General features: G+C 61.6%; 14 protein-coding genes and 1 pseudogene. 3 read left to right on the top strand and 12 right to left on the bottom strand.

All coding sequences use genetic code 11. The annotated features are described in order from the left end of the window. Nucleotides 1–5 precede the first annotated feature (5 nt). Genes VGE08_RS07870 through VGE08_RS07845 form a run of 6 tightly spaced genes read right to left on the bottom strand, consistent with a single transcriptional unit; the run spans nt 6 to nt 8,525 of the window. The gene (locus VGE08_RS07870; protein ID WP_331067308.1) at nt 6–1,325 is read right to left on the bottom strand and encodes an MFS transporter; all 1,320 of its coding nucleotides are present in this window, start codon (nt 1,323–1,325) and stop codon (nt 6–8) included. Further along, the gene (locus VGE08_RS07865) at nt 1,322–2,911 is read right to left on the bottom strand and encodes a tannase/feruloyl esterase family alpha/beta hydrolase (RefSeq protein ID WP_331067307.1); all 1,590 of its coding nucleotides are present in this window, start codon (nt 2,909–2,911) and stop codon (nt 1,322–1,324) included. The genes VGE08_RS07870 and VGE08_RS07865 overlap by 4 nt, the downstream gene beginning before the upstream one ends. A gap of 12 nt (nt 2,912–2,923) precedes the next feature. Then, nucleotides 2,924–4,426 (bottom strand): M81 family metallopeptidase, encoded by a 1,503-nt coding sequence (locus VGE08_RS07860; protein ID WP_331067306.1) that lies wholly within the window; start codon nt 4,424–4,426, stop codon nt 2,924–2,926. 23 nt (nt 4,427–4,449) lie between these two features. Next, a complete protein-coding gene (locus VGE08_RS07855; RefSeq protein ID WP_331067305.1) occupies nt 4,450–6,627 on the bottom strand; it encodes a TonB-dependent receptor in 2,178 nt (725 codons plus the stop codon). Between the two features lie 48 nt (nt 6,628–6,675). Further along, nucleotides 6,676–7,662 carry a dipeptide epimerase gene (locus tag VGE08_RS07850; protein WP_331067304.1) on the bottom strand — a complete coding sequence of 329 codons (987 nt, stop codon included), beginning with the start codon at nt 7,660–7,662 and terminating at the stop codon, nt 6,676–6,678. Then, a complete protein-coding gene (locus tag VGE08_RS07845) occupies nt 7,659–8,525 on the bottom strand; it encodes a DUF1611 domain-containing protein (protein ID WP_331067351.1) in 867 nt (288 codons plus the stop codon). Before VGE08_RS07845 ends, VGE08_RS07850 begins: the two co-directional genes overlap by 4 nt. A 255-nt stretch (nt 8,526–8,780) precedes the next feature. On the opposite strand from VGE08_RS07845, the gene VGE08_RS07840 reads away from it, so the two are divergent. Together VGE08_RS07840 and VGE08_RS26530 are read left to right on the top strand one after the other, a co-directional pair. Beyond that, a complete protein-coding gene (locus VGE08_RS07840) occupies nt 8,781–9,728 on the top strand; it encodes a LysR substrate-binding domain-containing protein (protein WP_331067303.1) in 948 nt (315 codons plus the stop codon). 194 nt (nt 9,729–9,922) lie between these two features. After that, nucleotides 9,923–10,264 (top strand): annotated as a pseudogene (locus VGE08_RS26530) (DMT family transporter); the annotation flags it as partial. Nucleotides 10,265–10,295: 31 nt separating this feature from the next. Here the strand turns inward: VGE08_RS26530 and VGE08_RS07835 are convergent. The 4 genes from VGE08_RS07835 to VGE08_RS07820 form a co-directional block, all read right to left on the bottom strand. Further along, nucleotides 10,296–10,604: a TraR/DksA family transcriptional regulator gene (locus VGE08_RS07835; RefSeq protein WP_331067302.1), complete on the bottom strand. Its 309-nt coding sequence runs from the start codon at nt 10,602–10,604 to the stop codon at nt 10,296–10,298. A 62-nt stretch (nt 10,605–10,666) separates the two neighbouring features. Beyond that, nucleotides 10,667–11,539 (bottom strand): CBS domain-containing protein, encoded by an 873-nt coding sequence (locus VGE08_RS07830; protein WP_349258655.1) that lies wholly within the window; start codon nt 11,537–11,539, stop codon nt 10,667–10,669. 20 nt (nt 11,540–11,559) lie between these two features. Then, entirely contained in the window at nt 11,560–11,988 is a 429-nt protein-coding gene (locus tag VGE08_RS07825; protein ID WP_331067301.1) for a hypothetical protein, read from the bottom strand. A 394-nt stretch (nt 11,989–12,382) separates the two neighbouring features. Beyond that, nucleotides 12,383–12,994: a HupE/UreJ family protein gene (locus tag VGE08_RS07820; RefSeq protein WP_331067300.1), complete on the bottom strand. Its 612-nt coding sequence runs from the start codon at nt 12,992–12,994 to the stop codon at nt 12,383–12,385. 225 nt (nt 12,995–13,219) lie between these two features. On the opposite strand from VGE08_RS07820, the gene ureG reads away from it, so the two are divergent. Then, nucleotides 13,220–13,867: an urease accessory protein UreG gene (gene ureG, locus VGE08_RS07815; protein ID WP_331067299.1), complete on the top strand. Its 648-nt coding sequence runs from the start codon at nt 13,220–13,222 to the stop codon at nt 13,865–13,867. Between the two features lie 108 nt (nt 13,868–13,975). Here ureG and VGE08_RS07810 read toward each other — a convergent pair whose 3' ends face one another. Both VGE08_RS07810 and VGE08_RS07805 read right to left on the bottom strand, forming a co-directional pair. Next, a complete protein-coding gene (locus tag VGE08_RS07810; RefSeq protein WP_331067298.1) occupies nt 13,976–14,902 on the bottom strand; it encodes a response regulator transcription factor in 927 nt (308 codons plus the stop codon). Next, the gene (locus tag VGE08_RS07805) at nt 14,889–18,254 is read right to left on the bottom strand and encodes a hybrid sensor histidine kinase/response regulator (protein ID WP_331067297.1); all 3,366 of its coding nucleotides are present in this window, start codon (nt 18,252–18,254) and stop codon (nt 14,889–14,891) included. The genes VGE08_RS07810 and VGE08_RS07805 overlap by 14 nt, the downstream gene beginning before the upstream one ends. Nucleotides 18,255–18,529 lie beyond the last annotated feature (275 nt).

Genomic DNA, 18,529 nt, shown 5'->3' with positions numbered 1-18,529 from the left:
TCATTTCAGTTTCGTTGCTCGGGCGCGAGCATCGCTGCCTGGAGTCTGTAAGCCGACAGGCGAGTCAAAGTGACCAGAGCCCCGATGGTGACCGCCGATATGCAGACAATCGCCAGTGAGATGTGAAGATTTCCTCCCTCGTGGAACACATGATCGGTCAACGCGGCGACGATCGACGGGCCCAAGCCAAAGCCGATCACGTTGGTGCCGAACACGAACATCGCCGTGAACTGACCCCGAGAGTCGCCCGGAATCACATATTGAATCGCGATTTGAGGCAGTGTCTGGGCCGCGATCAGGATGCTCGTCGCTGTGAACATCAAGACCACGGCCATCCCCGCGTTCGTGATCGTCACGGCAGTCAACGCCAGCGGACAGGCGGCGATCGCCAGGCAAACGGCGCCCAGCATCAATCCGTCCGAGCGCTTCCAGGTGCGCACCAGGAACGAACCGGTCAGCGCGCCGATCCAAGGTCCCGCGAGTCCTGAGGCAACGCCCAGCGGCGTGAACCACAAGGCGATATCCTGCGCAGTCCAGTCAAACCGCCGTACCATCATGGTCGGCCCCCACGACAGCAGAGCGTAGAAGGCCATCGATATGATCGATGGGCCAAGCACGATGCCAACGATCAGCGCGCCGTTACCCCTGAGCAGGCCGATGAGCGACTGGCCCTCGACCCGATCGTTGGCGGCTCGTGCATCGAATTGACGGCGTGGCTCATCCACCAACATCAGCGCCGCGGCGATCAGCAGTCCCAGGAGTCCGAGAACGGCAAATATCGATTGCCATGGAAACTCGGTGAATGTCATCAACGGCGAGATCGCTCCGGTCTCCACGCGATGCAGTAACGATCCGCCGAGCAGGTACGCCAGTCCAGATCCGAGCGGCGCGCCGCAAATGAACATCGCGATTGCCTTGCTACGAGTACGGGGCCCAAACAGGTCGGCAAGCATTGACAGCGCCGCCGGCAGCAAACAAGCCTCCCCGACCCCAACGCACACGCGGGCGATGAACAGTCCCGTGAACTCGGTGAACAGACCGCACGCCGCCGTGGCGGCACTCCACGAGACGATGCCAGCCATGATGAGGTTGCGACGATTCACCCGATCGGCGAGCCGGCCGAGAGGCAGGCAGGCCACGGCGTAGAAGACGGCGAACGAGAAGCCTATCAACAACGCGATCTGGGAGTCCGTGAACCCCAGATCGCGCTTGAATTGCCCGACGAGTATCATCACGATCACTCGATCGCAGTAAGCGATGAGGTACGCGAGGGTGAGTACCGTCAGCGCCAGCAATGCATCGGACGATCTTGCAGCCTTCGTCACTGCGGAACATCCGCTGGCACGAAGCTCGCGGCATCGTTCGGATCTCCCGCACCGCTATACACGGCCCTGATCGGATACGGATACACAGGGCGTGTGAACGTGACCGGGATCGATGGATCGAGTGGAAAGATCAGTTCCCGAGCCGGCTCCGGTCCCGTGGCCTTTGGTACGTGAGCCCCGATCATCACGTCCGGCGCCTTGCCCTTTTCCACCCAGTCTTCGAGATAGCTCAGGTAATCTATCGCGAAGGGACCAGCCCCGCCCGTGCAATGGTCCATGCCCGGCACCATGAACAGACGAAAGAAGTCCTGCGTGGCGTCACGTCCGCCCATCGTGCGCTCGACGGTCTCGTAATAGTCCACCACTTCGGGAGGAGAAGGATCTTGCCATCCGAAGTATGAAATCAACTTGCCGCCACGGCCGGCGAACTCCCGGAGGTCGGGGTTGTTGGCGCTGGCCAGCGCCGCAAACAGGTTGGTACGCGCGACATCTTTGTTGAAGTCGAACTGCCCGAGGTTCCATGTCGGGCCGGGTGCCGGCATGAAGATCATGTAGCGAAATCCTTCGAGCACCAGATCCCGCCCGGTGCTCGTGAAGCTCAGCTGGTCGCTGACCCAGTTCAGCTCTGATCCCGGAATGGCCCCCTGCGGATAAGCCCGCCGCGCGTTTGTGACCTTTGGCCCGGCATATACGCTTTGGACCGCCCGCACCTGTGACTCAGTCAGGCAAGCATTGCTGCGCCCGCGGCGACACTGAAGTTCCGCCGGATCGAATCGGCACGCCAGCGGGTTACCAATGACTCCATCTTTCACGCCGTCGTCGAGATCACACTGGGCGAGGACTGCATCGTGGAGGAGCCGCGCATCGGCCTTCGAAAGCACGAAGTTGCCGTCTGCACCCGTGAGTGCCTGCAACGGCCAGAGCAGGTCGAGCGGGTAGCTCGCGAAATAAACGACCGGGGCGCCTGCAACGATGCCGTCGAAATCATCGGGGAAGCGCTGCGCAGCTATGAGGCCCTGACGCCCGCCGGTCGAGCATCCTGTGTAATACGATCGGGATGGACCCTGCGAATAGAACCATTCGGTGATCGCTTTTCCGGCCACGGCCGCCACGTGCGTGGCACGATAGGCCCAGTCGATCTGGGCCTGCAGATCGTTATAGGCCCACTTGGCATCGGTGGCCGTTGAGTCATGCCCCATATTCGAGGCAATGCATGCATAGCCTCGGCGCAGCGGCCCGTGACAGTGGGTCGAGAAGAACACCCCACAGTAGCCGCCGCATCCGACCTCCAGAAACTTGCCGTTCCATCCCTGCAGAGGCAGATGCAGCTCGATGCCGACCTGCGGCGCGATATACCCACGCACCAGACAATGCGCCGGCACGACTTCGGTTGCTTCTACTCGTTGCGCAGACTTGATGTGCGTAGGGGCATCTGGAATGGCCGAGAAATCAACCCCCGCGGCAGATGCGCAGTCCCGCACTGTGCCTGCGCCTGGAGCTGCTTGCGTAGATGTGGATACAGGAGCGCCCGCAGGCGCAACCTGAAATAGAAGTGATAGGGCCAACAACATCCAGCGAGCGCTCATTATTATTCCCCCTTACGATTGGTTGCGGAACGCCGGGCCATTGGGTCGCACACGGATGCCCGGCGCGAGGCGCTTCCAGTTGAGATCGCCAGGATCGGCGGTGAAGGGTCCAGGCGATCGAGCGACCAGAATCCGCTCGGCGATGGGACCGAAATCGGCGCGAAAGTGCACAGAGCTCTTGTTCACCAGGATCTTCATACGCTCGGGCTCGATCCCGACGACACGATACAGGCCCCGGTCGAACATTTGAGCTTTGACCGAGCTTACGGCAACACGCACGCCGTCGATCGCAAGGCATGCCATGCGCCCCAGATCGAGCCTCGCGCCGGTCATCATGGGCCCTTCGTACACGCACTTGCCGTCAGAGAGATATTCCACGCGGAACTCCCCGCCCAAAGGCTCATCGCCTGGCGATCCCGAACGGCCCCCGAGTTCCAGGGTGATTCGTCTCCCAACGCCTGCTTCATGGGCGGCCGCCGCAGCGAGCGGATCCCAGAGAAGCCCAAGCGCCGCGTCTTTCGCGCCGCACTCCAGTAACGCCCGCAGTAGCCCAGTGGTATCAGAATCTGCGCCCGCCCCAGGATTGTCCTGTGTGTCGGCGATTACTATCGGTCGGCTTGCGTGCAGCGCAAGCCGTTGCGCCTCGCGCACGGCCTCCAGCGGCGTGAGCAAGTCCAAGGCCCATGCGGACTCGCGCTCCACGATACGCTGGAAAAGCGAATCGACTGCGCGCTGGAGCTCCGACATATCTGAGCCGTATCCCCACACCACTGGACCGCAGCCCGGGAAATCTGCTGCCGGAAAACCCGGGGTGAATGACAACAGGCAGCCCGTCGCGCGCTCCAACGCACTGAGTTCCTCGAATATCGACTTGGCCGGATCACAGAGCGTGCAGCCCGAGTTGACCGGGATCAGGAACGGTACGCGACGCGCAGCCACCTGGAGTCGATCCGAGTGACCTGGCAGGCCTCGAAGCGCTCGCACCGCACGCGCCCCAGTTTCAGCCATGTCGACATGCGGATAGGTTCGATACGCAACAAGCGCATCGGCCAATTGCAGCATGCTCTCAGTTACGTTCGCGTGCAGATCCAGGCTGGCGACGATCGGCACCTTGGTCCCGAGAACGGCCCGCAGGCGGCGCAAGAGCTCTCCTTCGCAGTCGTCCACGTGCTCCGCGACCATTGCACCGTGCAAATCCAGATACACGGCGTCGATCACATTCGCATTCGCGCGGGCGGCGCTTACGATCTCTCCCACGATGGACTCGTACGCCTCACGCGTAACCGGCCCGGACGGACAGGCCCCCGCCCAGATCACAGGCAAAACCGTATAGCCCGCAGCGTCCAGCTCTTCCAGCGCGCCCCCAACCGGGAGATTCGTGCCGCGCAGCGCCAGTATGTCGGCGCCGCGCGCCAAACGTGGAAAGATCTCACCGCGCACGAAGCTCTCCAGCGAGGCGACGGAACCCGCGAAGGTGTTCGTCTCATGCTGAAAGCCGGCTACCAGTACGCGCATCGACAGACCTTTCCAGCTCGGGCTCAGAATTTCGCACGCAACTCCAAGCCGTAGGTCCTCGGCGGCCCGATGTCGGCACGCGGCACCCCAAGGAAGGACAATCCGTTGAAATTGGAATAGAGCTTGTCAGTCAGGTTCTGCGCCCAGGCATAGACTCCCCACTTCGAGTCGTGGGTCCTGAAACCGGCGCGGACCCCGACGAGCCCGTATCCCGGCGATCGGAACTGGTCGCCGTTATTCGGATTGGAGTACAGATATCCCTTGTATGAATAGTCCACCCTGAAGTCGAGTGCACCGGCCGACAACTCTTCATAACGATAGTCCAGCGCTAGACCTCCGCTCACCTTCGGCGCATATGGCAGGGTCTTGCCGTCGTAGTGCACACCCGGGCCGCCGCCGTCCTTGAACGAATCGAACTTGGCCTCCAGCAACCCGAGATTGGCATTCAACTGCAGTTGCGGTGTCAGGCTGGCGGCCATTTCGAGCTCCAAACCACGTGAAGTCACCTCGCCGGCGTTCGTCAAGGTGATGAGCGTCCCTCCCGTTGAGAGTTGAACGAACTGCGACACCTGGTAATCCGTATACTTTGTATTGAATATCGCTGCATTGATGCGGAGCCGGCGATCGAACAGCGTGCTTTTCAGTCCAGCCTCGTAGTTCGTCGCCTCCTCGGGCCCGAATGCAATCTGCTCCGTCGTAGTGATGAAATCAGCATTCCAGCCTCCGCTCTTGGCGCCGCGGCTCACCATCACGTAGCCCATTACGTCCGGCACGAACTCGTATGACAAGCCGACTCGTGGGGTAAAGCTGGAATCGCGGAGACTGTCCTTGAAACTGTCCAGATTCATGAACAGCGGCGGTCCGCCGTTGATGCTGTAAGCGATATCCTTGGTCTCTCGGGTGTAGCGGCCGCCCGCAGTGAGAGTCAGGTCGTCCGTAATGTGATAATTGCCATCGATGAAGACTGCATACGACTGATTCTTGCTCGTGCCCGACGTCACGACCCTATAGCCCGGCAAGCCGAGGTCCACGCCTCCGGTCGCGCCGTGTCGTGTCTCGAGGTCCTGGTCCATGTAGTACAGGCCCACGACGTAGTCGAGGCGCTCGCTCGTGGACGCCAGGCGAAATTCCTGCGTGAACTGGCTCGTATCGTCAGCGAAGTCGGATGCCAGACTGTCCGCGGAGCTATAGTCCTCATCGACCGGACGCGTAGCGTCGGAGCCACGGTACGCTGTTACGGAGGTAAGCGTTCGACCGGAGCCGAGCGAGTAATCGATGGTCAACGCGGCACCCTCAACGGTACGGTCCGAATCGCCTTGGGCATCCATGTTGATGCGGCGAACACTGCCCGTTTCTTCAAAAGCAGGTCCACCGGTGGCAACCGCATTGGTCACCCCGTGAGGATGCTCGCGCAGGACATCAGCGGAGAGGTTGATTTCCAGCTGCTCGGTAGCGAGCCAGCGTGCTTGCACGCGACCGCTCGTCGTATTCTCACCGTTCAGGTCATCGCCGTTGTGAAGGTTCTTGATGTAGCCGTCGCTGCGCTCATTGCGACCGGACACCTTCAAGAACAGGCGATCGCTTACGAGCGGCACATTCACGAGGGCTTGCTGGGCGAAGAGGCCAAGGTTGCCGACGTCGAGCCCCAGCTCCACGCGCGTCTCTGCGTCGGGCTTCCTGGTAATGAGATTTATCGCGCCCGAGACGGTGTTCTTGCCGAACAAGGTTCCCTGCGGACCGCGCAGCACTTCGACGCGATCCAGGTCGAGCAATCCCTGATTCATCGCCTGCGACTGACCAACGTACACACCATCCACGTAGACGCCTGCGCGTGCGTCATAGCCGACGTTACGCGTGTTGTCCGCGATGCCGCGAATCGAAATGGTCGTATCCTTGTTGTCTCGCACACCGAAGCCGACGTTCGGAATCTGAGCCTGAAGATCGCGGACCTGCAGCGTCCTCGATCGCACCATTTCCTCGGCGCCAACCGCCGAGATGGCGATCGGTACGTCCTGCAGGCTCTCGCTGCGCTTCTGTGCGGTCACCACCACCTCCTCGAGACCGCCCACGGACTGAGAAACCCTTTCGGACTGTGCGGCCGCTGGCGTGGCGACTGCCAGCAGCGAGGCGCCGCAAATGAAGAGCCGGTGATGAAATGCCAACCCGGGGGCGGCACAAACTCGACCTTGGGGAAAGCTCATGTTGTCTACTCCGCGAAGAAACGATCGATGCCTGATGAATTGGACACGCTAGCCCCACAGCGACGGCCGCGGGGCGGACATGTAACCTTGGTTATAGGAAATGGCATCCGGCCAGTCAGTCTTCTGCAACAACGGGCCATCCAGATCTACGAAATCGCAGAACTGCCCGAGGATGAAACCTGGCGCCATGGCAAGCGAGGACCCCCACATGCAGCCAACCATCGTGCTCAGCCCTGCTGCGCGAGCCTGCCGCTCGAGCAACAACGCCTCGGTCAGCCCACCCGTCTTGTCCAGCTTGATGTTGATGCACTGGTACTTCCCCAATATTGCGGGAAGATCGGCCCGGGTGTGCACGGCTTCGTCGGCGCAGAGTGCAACGGGGCACGAATAGCCCCTGAGATCCTCATCGGCGGTGACCGGCAGGGGCTGCTCGATCAACTCGACTCCAAGCTCGCGGCAGACCGGCGCATACTCTCTTAGCTGAGAGAACGTCCACGCCTGATTTGGATCCACAATCAGGCGCGCTCTTGGCGCCATCTCGCGTACAGTGCGCAGCGTTTCGAGCGGCTCGTCTGCTCCGACCTTGATCTTGAGCAGCGGATACGTCCCGTAGCGATTCAGGGCCACTCGCAGCGCGTCCGGCGAGCGAATGCCGATCGTCATGGCCGTCGTCAAGGAGTGGACTTCCGAGAGTCCTGCGAGCGCCCATGCTGGCCGCCCGCTGCGCTTGGCTTCGAGGTCCCACATGGCACAGTCCAGCGCACAGCGCGCGCCGCCATGCGGCAGCAGCTCCAAGAGTTCCTCACGTGTTGCGCCTGCCCGCACGTGACGCGCCACGCCAGCAAGCTGCTGCTGCATTATGGCGCACGTCTCGCCCTCGTAACCAATTCCATAACCCTCTCCGCGACCACGATTGCCTTGGGCGTCGACGAGCGTGACAAGCACGGCCTCGACGCGTGATACAACGCCGCGCGAAATCGCGAACGGCTCGTTCATCTCCCATTGGACCGTGGCGATGGAGATCGTAATGGTCATAGCGCAACGATCCGTTCCACGGCGCGTTCGATCCCCTGCTTCATGGGGTCGAAGCACGGCAACCCGAACTCCTGCTCCAATTCAGCGAGCAAAGATGCGGTGTGCTGCTCAGACAGATGAGAGGTGTTCAGGCTGATCGCGACGAACTGCGCGGCGGGGTTGGTGAGATGCGCCGCGTCGAGATAGCGTGCTATCGCCTCACGCAAATCGGGAGTCCGGAAGTGTGGATAGCCATTCAACGTGAGCCGGGTTGGGTCATGACACAGCACGAGTGCGTCCGGCTGGCTTCCGTGGATGAGACCGAGCGTCACGGCAGCGTACGCAGGATGAAACAGGGAGCCCTGTCCTTCGACAACGTCCCAGTGATCAGGATCGTTTTCCGGCGAAAGGCTCTCGGCAGCGCCCGCGATGAAATCGGCCACGACTGCGTCGATGGGGACGCCACCTCCGGCGATCAGGATGCCGGTCTGTCCCGTGGCGCGAAATTCCGCTGGCACTCCCCGGGCACGAAGTGCTGCAGTCAGTGCAAGCGCTGTATATTTCTTGCCAAGCGCGCAGTCCGTGCCGACCGTCAACAGCCGCTTGCCTTTACGCTTGACCCCGGTGGCCACGGAGAAGCGACCACTAGGCCGGCGAATGTCGAGCAGGTTGCGTCCGAGCCGCTGGGCAGCCTCCCGCAGTTCGGGCACGTCCACCAAGCGGTCGTGCAGACCGTTGACGAGATCCAGACCAGCATCCAGCGCGTCGAACAACGTAGGCTTCCACGCATCAGGCAGTACGCCCCCAATGGGTGCGACCGCCAACACCAGCGACTTTGCGCCGCGACTGGCGGCCGCGGCCGGATTGAGCCATGGCAATCCCACGTCGCAGTCGCCGCCCGGCAGCCGCCACTGGGCGACGCAGTCGGACGGACACCAATCGCGCAAGCCAAACGCAGTCTTGGCGTTTGCATCTCCACGGACATCGCCCAAGAACAGCAGGTACGGCTTCCTGATAGTACAGACCACGGCGGTAACCACGAATCACGCCAAATGCGGCGCTTCATCGGATGATCACGGACGGGGCCGACGCACAGCAAGCGCGTTGTAGTACGGAAGCTCATTAGCTACGCTAATGCCATGAGACTGACCCCATCGTTGATCACGTGGCTGCGCTGCATGGAAGCGACGGCCAGACACGGCTCGTGCACCCGGGCCGCCGCAGAGCTTCATCTCACGCAGGGAGCAGTCAGCCAGCAGATTCGTCAACTGGAGCGAACGCTCGAATGCAAGCTGTTCAACAGACGGCCCAACCGCATGGAGCTGACGCGCGCAGGTCGACGCTTGCAAGCGGAGATCGGCCCGGCCTTGCAGCGAATCGAGCAGGCGATTGCCAGTGTCCGCATGTCACGTGGACCTTTTCTCCTCAGCTGCGCACCATCGTTCGCCAGCCGCTGGCTCATGCAGAGGTTGGGCAGCTTTCTTCGCCTGCACACAGAATTCGACCTGCGCCTGGCCGCGGAATACCACGCCCTGAACCAGGAGCGTTTCCTCGATGACGGCTTGCACGCCGCGATCCGCTACGATGCGGTCGATTACACGGACTTGAGAGCGGAAGTGCTCATGGACGAGTACATCCTGCCCGTTGCGAGTCCTGAGTTCCTGGCGCGCAACCGCCGGCTTGCGCGCTCATTCGATCTGTCTGCCGTCACGTTGCTGCACGATGGCGCGGTTTGGGACGGCGCGCCGGAAAGCACCGAGTGGGACACATACCTGCAGTCGCTACGTTCCAAGCGGCCCCGCAACCAGAAGAACAGGTATTTCAATACTGCCGACCTGGTCATCGCCGCCGCGCGGTCCGGCGAGGGCGTCGCGGTCGCGCGTCTCGCACTTGTTCTGGACGACATCGTTGCCGGCCGGCTGGCGCCCGTAGTCAACGCACCGCTTCGCGCCCCATGTCGTTACGTGTTCCTGTCCGGAACCGGGGATAGCCCACAGGTGGAGACATTTGTAAGGTGGCTCCGTGAGCAATGCCGCCAGTTCAGTATTGAGCGCGACAAGTTTATTGAACGACTCATGAAGCGTTGAAGCGGTCGACGTAAGCGTCGCGTCCGCAGGCGCGACCTCACGGGATTCGCCACGACGAAATAAATACAAGCTGGCCGTGTGGCGTGGCGTGGCGTGGCGTGGCGTGGCGTGAACGGAGACCCAAATGAAGAACGAAAAGAAGCCCAAGCTTCAGTTGACGTCGCGGCGAGAGGCGCTGGCGCTCATGGCTGGTGATGCGATGGTGTCCGCCCACGTTCGCCTATGCGGAAACGATTGTCACGCAGAGGGACGCTATGCCTGCAGCTACGATCGCGCCGCCGCTCCATTTACTCGCTCCTCGGCGTATTCCACGGAAGGATGCGCCCCAAGGGAATGCTCACGAGATCCACGACTGGCGTCCGTTCCCTATCAGTCGATGGGTGTCCGAGCTTTGCGAGCTTTGCCCGAGCTTTGCCCAGTCTCACGCTCCTCGGACTCGCCTTGCGGGTACAGCCTATCCGGTTTGGGTAGGAATCGGCACGGTCTGCGCCGTCATCACTGGCATCATCCTGTTCAATGAGTCCGCCACACCAGCGCAGCTCATACTGTCAAACCTTTTACCGGACTTCACGAGCGATTGGCCTCGCGTATCCGCTGGCAGCGCAAACAGCGCTTTGCGGTCGGATACGCAGCGAGACGCGCGTAAGGGATCTGCGAGCCGCAATCAATGCACGTGCCATAAGTACCGGCCGCAAGGCGATTCTCCGCCCTGAAAATATCCTGCAGTTCGGACGCGTCGCGCACCACTTCCGCGTTTGTGATGTCAGTCAGCAGCTGGGCCACGGATCTGTCGCCCGCATCCGACGTGCCGGACAGGAGGTCCTCATAGCCCTCTATGCGCATGCGCTTGAGGCCCACACGAATTTCTTCGCGCAAGATCTCCTTGCGCTCACACAGCATTCTGGCGAGATTCTGGCGCTCGTTTGACGACAATCCGCTCATGAGGCAGCCCTGATGGGCGCTTCCGAAAAGACTTCGCGCAACGACTCTGGAAGCTGGCTCCGCACGTCCTCCATCTGGCCGGTGCTGACGGTTTGCGCGATCAGCGCACCAACGGCGGCGAGAAGTTTTGCCGCGCCCGATGGCTCCACACCGAGTTGCTGCACGAGCTGCCGCTCGATCGTCTCCCGCGTAACGGTCTTGTCAGGGCCGAGAGGGAGCGCATACAGCGCGGGCTGCAAGAGCGAAGGAAGTTGCGCAATGAGGTCTTCGGCCTCGCCAGGAGTAAGTCTTCGCACCAATGCTTCGAGGACGATCTCGAGCGCGGTCTCCGCCTGATCCCCGTCCTCGAGGCCGGTGTCGGTACGCAGTTGATTGACGACGCGCCGGTAGGTCGCTTCGGCGCGCGCGGCACTGCGCCGCCTCGCGGGCGATCTGTCGGTGCTCGCCGGCCCACCCTCGCCGATCTGGGCCTCGATGATCGCGGCCAGGCGATCGATTGGCGCAGCCTCATCGAGGAGCAGGTCATCGAGCGTCACGATACCAACGAAGCGTCCCCCCTCCACGAGCGGAATACGCCGAATGTTGCGCTTCTCCATGAGCCGAATCGCGCTCGCTAGAGTGTCCTTTGGTGCGAGTGATACGACACCTGAAGTCATCACCTCGCCGACGGTCGTCTTGTGCGGATCGAGCCCGCGGCCAAGCGCGCGAATCGCGAGATCCCGATCGGTTACGATGCCGACGACGCTCCCTTTTTCCTGTACGACGACAGCGCCAATGTTATTGCGCTCGATCGCGCGTGCGGCATCGAGCACGGAGGTCGTGGAGTTCAGCGCCACGATGCGTGGCCTTACGTACCATTTGAGAGACATCTGCGAGTTCCTCGAATGCGTCAACCGTCCGGGCGAAGTGCGCCCCTGGTTGCCACCTTGATAGGTTTAGTGTGTCGGCGCTGTACGCTGCGGCGAACAGCCCGCTCCGTGCCGGAGAGTGCGCCGTTGATCGCAGGCTTCAACGATAGCGCGCGGCTTTCGAAGACCACGCTCGGAAGACCGCTCAACACCACCTTGATGCGACACAACTTGTCGATACCACCGCGCGGACCGTTCACATCCCGAACTCGGACGGTGACGCGTTCGATCGAAGTTGCATACTTGCCGAGCTTCGCGCCGAGGCTATGCCGGATACGGGCGCGCTCTTCCCGGCTCAAATCGACGTCGAATACGCGGATATTGGCAGGCACCTGCGGCGCGCTGGTGCGCCCGGCAGTGCGCTTCGCTGCCTTGGGTAGGCGCCGCGCGAAGGAAGTTCGATCGCTCACTTTTTCTCTTGCAGGCGTCATCAGAATGGATACTGCCGCGGAGCCCGCTGCACCCTGCTGGATGCGCACCAGAAGACCAGAAATACGAAGTATGCAGAGGACACTACATAAGGAAAGAAAGGCGGCCGGGTTCCCTTGAGCCGCAAATTCGCGATGCTGCGTAGGCGCAGATCTCGATCATGAAGATCGAGTACGGTGTGTCGTTAAAAGACAGGGGTTCTTTCGGGCTATGCACTGACATACACGCTGGGAACCTGCGCGGGCCGGGAGCTGGCCGACAAGAACCTCGATGTCGAAGTGGCGAACCACGAAGCACGCACAACCAGCTGGAAATTCTCGGCCGCGGCGCCATACCAAGCGGCGCTGGCCCGAGGCGGTTTTCTTGCCAGTTCGCCTATGCGGAAACGATTGTCACGCAGAAGGACGCTATGCCTGCAGCTGCGATCGCGCCGCCGCTCCATTTACGCAGAGTGAGCTGCTTTAGCGAGAGCAGGTTGCTGGTCGTAAGCAATACGCCTTTTGCGTGTAGCAGAGCTGTCGCGATCATGAATCCCATCGCATACGGCAACGCCGCGAGCCCCGCACCCATCTCTGTGCCATGCGCGTGCCCATGAAACATCGCGAAGCCCGCGGTGAAGACAATCATCAGCGGTGCGCTCAAAGCTCGTTGCGTCACCAACGCCGCCCCGAAGGCGACCAGCGAAAATGCGATGCCTACCTCAACCAACGGCGTCTCAATGCCATTCGCTCCGAGCACTGCGCCCATCGCCATGGCAGCCACGAAGGTCGCCGGCAACGCCCATCGCATCCACCCGCCCGCGCACCCCGCCAACAATCCCACCGCGAGCATGGCCATCAAGTGATCCATCCCACCCAGCGGATGCATCACCCCAGCCACAAAGCTGTGTACCTCCCCACCCGTATGCGCCACCGCTACACCCGGCAGGAGCAGCGCCACCAATAATCTCGAGGTTGATTTGCGAAGTGCCATGACGTTATCAAACATGCCCTCGAACGCTCATCAAGGCCGGCCGGTGAAACACATCCGTCTCCCTCCGGCCGCCGCGCGAAGCGCGAAAAAAAGAAAACCTTCTGGCCGAGGCTGCGCGGAAGCGCGGCAACGAGGCGCAGCATGCCCTTACCACAACAAACGCGCCCTGAGTCAAATGACGTAGGCCCCTGCCACTCAAACCATAAGATACTCCCGCCACCAACAGGCGAGGTACACGACATGCAAAAAGCCGAGGTATTGCGATTGGGCGTCGGCGGCCCGGTGGGGTCGGGCAAGACCGCCCTGGTCGACAGCCTCTGCAAGCGCATGCGCGACCTTTACAACATCGCCGTGGTCACCAACGACATCTATACCCGCGAAGACGCCGAGTTCCTGATTCGCAGCCAGGCCCTCCCCGCCGAGCGTATCCGCGGCGTGGAAACGGGCGGCTGCCCGCACACCGCGATAAGAGAAGACGCATCAATGAACCTCGCCGCCATCGACGGCCTGATGCGCGACTTCGAAGGCCTCGACATGATCATCGTCGAAAGCGGCGGCGACAACCTCGCCGCGACATTCAGTCCGGAGCTGTCCGACCTCACCCTGTACGTGATCGACGTCTCCGCCGGCGACAAAATCCCTCGCAAGGGCGGCCCGGGCATCATGCGATCGGACCTGCTGATCATCAACAAGATCGACCTCGCCCCTTATGTGGGCGCCTCACTCGAAGTGATGGACCGCGACGCCCGCAAGATGCGCGGCGAAAGGCCGTTCATCTTCACGAATCTCAAAACCGGCCAAGGCCTGGATCAAGTGATCGCCTTTATCGAACGCGAGGGCATGTTGCAACCCAAAGCCGCGCCCCACCGCCCAGTGATTGGCGGTTAGCGGTTGGTGGTTAGTGCGGAACGCAGGCCAGCATGGCTCATTTCTGTCTAACCACCAACCGCCAACCACTATCCACTGCGAAAGGCGCTTGACTAAGTGCCATTGCGCTTAACGCGCCAATGTGCGCACCGCCCGAGCCGCCGCCGCGGCTCGATTCTCGACGCCGAGCTTCACGAACACCTGCTCCAGGTGCTTGTTCACGGTCCGCGGGCTGATACTGAGAATCTCACCGATCTCGCGATTCGACTTGCCTCGGCTGATCCACAACAGCACTTCCGCCTCGCGACTGGTCAGCGACAACGCCCGCTGCAACACCTGTTCATCGTTGCGAGTACCGACTTCGGCAAGTCGAAACAGCAACTCATCCGGCCCGATACGGCTCAACACCGAAATCTCCAGCCGTCGCGCCCCGATCTCCATGGTCGCACTGCTGGCGCTCTTCGATCCTTCGCCACGCAGCCGCATGAGTTGCTCCACCAGCTCAGCCGGCAAACTCGCTGCTCGATCATTCTGCGCCGGAAAGAGCTCGGCAAGCAGCGCGCGCGCCTTCGGCGTCCACCACAGCAACTGCCCGCTCGAATCCGTGGCCAAGAGAAAGCGGCCAGTGGCATCCAACGCAGCGTGCGTGCCATGCGCGATTCTCGCGTTAGCGAGATGCACTCGAATGCGCGCCAGCAATTCGTCGATCACGATGGGCTTGGTGACGTAATCCACGCCGCCCGCCGCGAGCCCCTCTACCACATGTTCGGTATCGCTCAACCCAGTCATGAAGATGACCGGCAGATGTGACAGCAGCTTCTCCCGTTTCAACCGCCGGCAGGCCTCGAAGCCGTCGATGCCCGGCATCACCGCATCCATCAGCACCAGATCCGGCGTGATCTGATCGACCAGCTCCAACGCACTGTCGCCGTCGGTGGCGATCAACACAGTGAAGCCCGCCTGATCGAGCGTGTCCGTCAAAAAACTGAGCGTCTCCGGCGTGTCGTCCACGACCAGCACGGTATCCCGTCGCGTGCTTTCGTTAGGATTCATCATTGCGCATGGTTTCCAGCACGTTCATGTAACGCTTCAAATCGAAATTCGCGACCAGGGACTGCAGGTGAGCGATGAAGGCCTTGCTCCCCGGATCGTCCGCTTCGATCTGACGCAGCTTGGCCTGGATCCCGCGCACGTGCCCGATCCGGCCGAGTTGATATAAATCGTTGATGTGATGTCGCGAGTCCGGCGGCAGCTCGCAGACTTCGGCGAGCTCCTCCGCCGCGTCGCCGCCCGTCTCGTAGATCCATTGCAAGCCCAGCAGCCCGGCAATGCAATCGAGCAGCGCGTGCATATCGACCGGCTTCATCACGAAGCCATCGTGCGGGTAATCGGGACCGCCCGGGCTGTACTCATGAGCATTGGCGGACACCATGACGATCTTGATCGGGCCGATCGAGGCCGTCTGTCGCAACTGCCTGGCCACCTCCCAGCCCGACAGATCCGGCATGGAGATATCGATCATGACCAGCGCGAGACGATGTTCCATGGCCAGCGCAAGCCCGGTCCTGCCGTTCGGCGCGGTGACGACATCGAACTTCAATGGTTGCAACAGCCGCCGAACGATGTCGAGGTGCGCGGGATCGTCGTCGATGAGCAGCACCTTCAGAGGCGGTCCGTCATGACCGGTGATGCGCCCCGTTTCGGTCGCTTGATGAACGGCGTGCATCGCTTCGGACAACAGCAGACGCACGGTGAACGTGGTGCCCTCACCCACCGTGCTGCGCGCGAGCAGCTCGCCGCCCATGATCTGGGTCAGCAGCTTGGTGATGGTGAGGCCGAGCCCGATGCCTGGAACCGCGCGCACTGTCGGCGTCTCGCCACGCTCGAAAGGCTGAAATACCCGCTCCAAATCCGCCTCCGCGATACCGACGCCGGTATCGGAGATCTCGAACTCGGCCACCTGATTGCGATAGCGCACTACCAGGCTGGCATGACCGCGTTCAGTGTACTTGATCGCATTGGACAACAGATTGATCAGAATCTGGCGCAGCCGCTTCTGATCGGTGAACACGTGCGCCGGCAGATGCGGAGGCCGCTGGTAACGAAACTCGATGCCGCGATTCGACGCCTGCAGCCGGAACATGTCCACGATCTGATCCAGAAACTCCACCAGCTGCACCTTGTCGCGATTCAGCCGCAACATGCCGTTCTCGATGCGCGAGATATCGAGCAAACCGTCGATCAGATTGGTGAGATGCTCGGCGCTGCGACGGATCACGCGAGCAGCATTGTCCGCCGGGCCTGCCATGTCGCGCTCGAGCAGCTGCGCGTAGCCGAAGATCGCATTCAGCGGCGAGCGAATCTCGTGGCTGATGCCCACGATGTAACGCGTCTTGGCGACGTTGGCCGCCTCGGCGACTTCCTTCGCCTTCTGCAAGGCCGCGTCGGTGCGCTTGTGCGCTTCGATCTCATCCATGAGCATCGTAGTCTGTCGTGCCGACTCCGCTTCGGCGCTGCGCCGGCTTTCGTGCGCCAGGACGATGAGCCAGGCCGCGACGCCACTCAGCACGAACAAGCTGATGAACACCAGCCACAAGGTCATGCGGATCGCTTCTCGGTCCGTCGCGGTCGTGCCGCTGTACTGATGATAGATAAGAGACAGCAGCAGGCCGATCGCGAGATTGAAAACGATCAGCAGCCCGAAGAAGTGCCCGCCGCGAGTACTCAACGCCAGCGCCGCGCGCGCGGGCAGAATGCTCGCGAAAAAACCGTGCAGTTGCTGAGTGAAACGGCTGTCGGTCTTGCACAGATCGTGGCATCGCGCTTCCAGCGTACAACACAAAGAACAGATCGCGCCCGAGTACGCCGGGCACATGGCCATGTCATTCCGACCGAACACGTTCTCGCAGATCGTGCAGCGGATCTCCGGCTCATTTTCCGGCAACCCCTCGGGTTGTCGCGCCAGGTAGTAACGACCCTTGGTCGCCCAAGCGATCACCGGCGCGGCCACGAAGGCGACCAGCAGCCCGACGAACGGCGAGAGGATCTGTGGAAACGTTCCAAACACGCCCAGGAACGCCAGACTGGAGAACACGATGGACAGCAACAGCGCGCCGACGCCGACAGGATTGATGTCGTAGAGATGCGCGCGTTTGAACTCGATGTACGGCGGGCTGTATCCCAACGGCTTGTTGACCACGAGATCGGCCGTCAGTGCGCCGATCCAGCCGGCGGCGAAATTGGCGTAGATGATCAGGATGCTCTCGATGGCATTGAAGATCCCGGTCTCCATCAACAGCAGAGCGAGCAGCACGTTGAACACCAGCCACACCACGCGGCCCGAATGGCTGTGAGTCAGGCGCGAAAAGAAATTCGACCACGCGATGGAGCCTGCATAAGCGTTGGTCACATTGATCTTGAGCTGGCAGACGATCACGAAAATGCCAGTCAACACCAACGCAAACGTCGGCGACTGCACGGTCTCCCGGAACGCGAGGAAGTACATTCCGGTGGGCTCGTCCGCCTGCGCCGGCAACACGCCATGGCGGATCGCCAAAAACGCAAGGAATGAGCCCGCGAGCAACTTGAAACCGCCCATGAACACCCAACCGGGGCCGGATGCGATCAACGCCGTCCACCACGCCACTCGGTTGCGCCGGTCGCGATTGGGTAGGAAGCGCAGATAGTCCACCTGCTCGCCAATCTGCGGCAGCAGTGACAACAGCATGGACACCGCCATGCCGAACAGCAGCAGATCGAGTGTGCCATCCGCGGAACCCTGCTCGCCGGTGAAGCCGGTCCACGCCGCGACTTCGGACGGAGATTTCCAGGCGATGTAAGCGATCGGCAGGAATTGCAGCACGATCCACACCGGCTGGGTCACCAGCTGCATCTTGCTGATCAAGCTGAAGCCATAGATGGCGATCGGAATCACGATCAGCGAACTGATCAAGTGACCGATGGCCAGCGGAATGCCGAACAGCATCTGCAGCGCCAGCGACATGATGCTCGCCTCGATGGCGAACAGCAGAAAGGTGAACGACGCGTAGATCAACGATGTGATCGTCGATCCCATGTAACCGAATCCCGCGCCGCGCGTGAGCAGATCGATGTCCACGCCGTAGCGAGCCGCGTAGGAGCAGATCGGTAGACCGATGAGAAACATCAGCGCGCAGAACGCGACGATCGCCCATGCCGTGTTCGGGAATCCATAGGCGATCGTCAGCGCGCCGCCGATGGCCTCGCAGGCAAGAAAAGCAATCGGGCCGAACGCCGTGTTGCCGACGCGGAATGCCGACTTGCGCGCGCGATCCGCCGTGTAGCGCAGCGCATAGTCTTCGAGCGTCTGGCTGGCCACCCATTGGTTGTACTGCCGGCGCTCGCGAACGATCCGTTGTCGTGCCGTCATTCTTTAGTGTTCTTGCATCGATGGGCTCACCTCAAGCAAGCGATGTGCCAGGCCACGTTCTGGAGCAGCGGACGGGCCTGCGACGCCGAAGCTGGTGCAGGTTCGCGCCACATTCAGGTGCATCGTTCACGAACCATGCACAGGGATGGATCATCCACAGCGCGCGGCCGCTGTCTCTACGTCAAACAGCTCAGATGCCCTGACCGCGAGTACGTCAAATGACGCGTACCCGTGCACGGCGTACACGCATAGCTTTCAACCCATCTGGCCACTCG

This window comes from Steroidobacter sp. (genome assembly GCF_036406195.1).
Lineage (GTDB): Bacteria > Pseudomonadota > Gammaproteobacteria > Steroidobacterales > Steroidobacteraceae > Steroidobacter.
This window is presented reverse-complemented; position numbering and strand designations above follow the sequence as displayed.

Excerpts from the sequence above, each read along its gene's own strand:
- VGE08_RS07810 (WP_331067298.1), bottom strand. The coding sequence starts at position 14,902 with ATGATGAATCCTAACGAAAGCACGCGACGGGATACCGTGCTGGTCGTG.
- VGE08_RS07850 (WP_331067304.1), bottom strand. The coding sequence starts at position 7,662 with ATGACCATTACGATCTCCATCGCCACGGTCCAATGGGAGATGAACGAG.
- VGE08_RS07840 (WP_331067303.1), top strand. The coding sequence starts at position 8,781 with ATGAGACTGACCCCATCGTTGATCACGTGGCTGCGCTGCATGGAAGCG.
- VGE08_RS07820 (WP_331067300.1), bottom strand. The coding sequence starts at position 12,994 with ATGTTTGATAACGTCATGGCACTTCGCAAATCAACCTCGAGATTATTG.
- VGE08_RS07805 (WP_331067297.1), bottom strand. The coding sequence starts at position 18,254 with ATGACGGCACGACAACGGATCGTTCGCGAGCGCCGGCAGTACAACCAA.
- VGE08_RS07865 (WP_331067307.1), bottom strand. The coding sequence starts at position 2,911 with ATGAGCGCTCGCTGGATGTTGTTGGCCCTATCACTTCTATTTCAGGTT.
- VGE08_RS07855 (WP_331067305.1), bottom strand. The coding sequence starts at position 6,627 with ATGAGCTTTCCCCAAGGTCGAGTTTGTGCCGCCCCCGGGTTGGCATTT.
- VGE08_RS07860 (WP_331067306.1), bottom strand. The coding sequence starts at position 4,426 with ATGCGCGTACTGGTAGCCGGCTTTCAGCATGAGACGAACACCTTCGCG.
- ureG (WP_331067299.1), top strand. The coding sequence starts at position 13,220 with ATGCAAAAAGCCGAGGTATTGCGATTGGGCGTCGGCGGCCCGGTGGGG.
- VGE08_RS07830 (WP_349258655.1), bottom strand. The coding sequence starts at position 11,539 with ATGTCTCTCAAATGGTACGTAAGGCCACGCATCGTGGCGCTGAACTCC.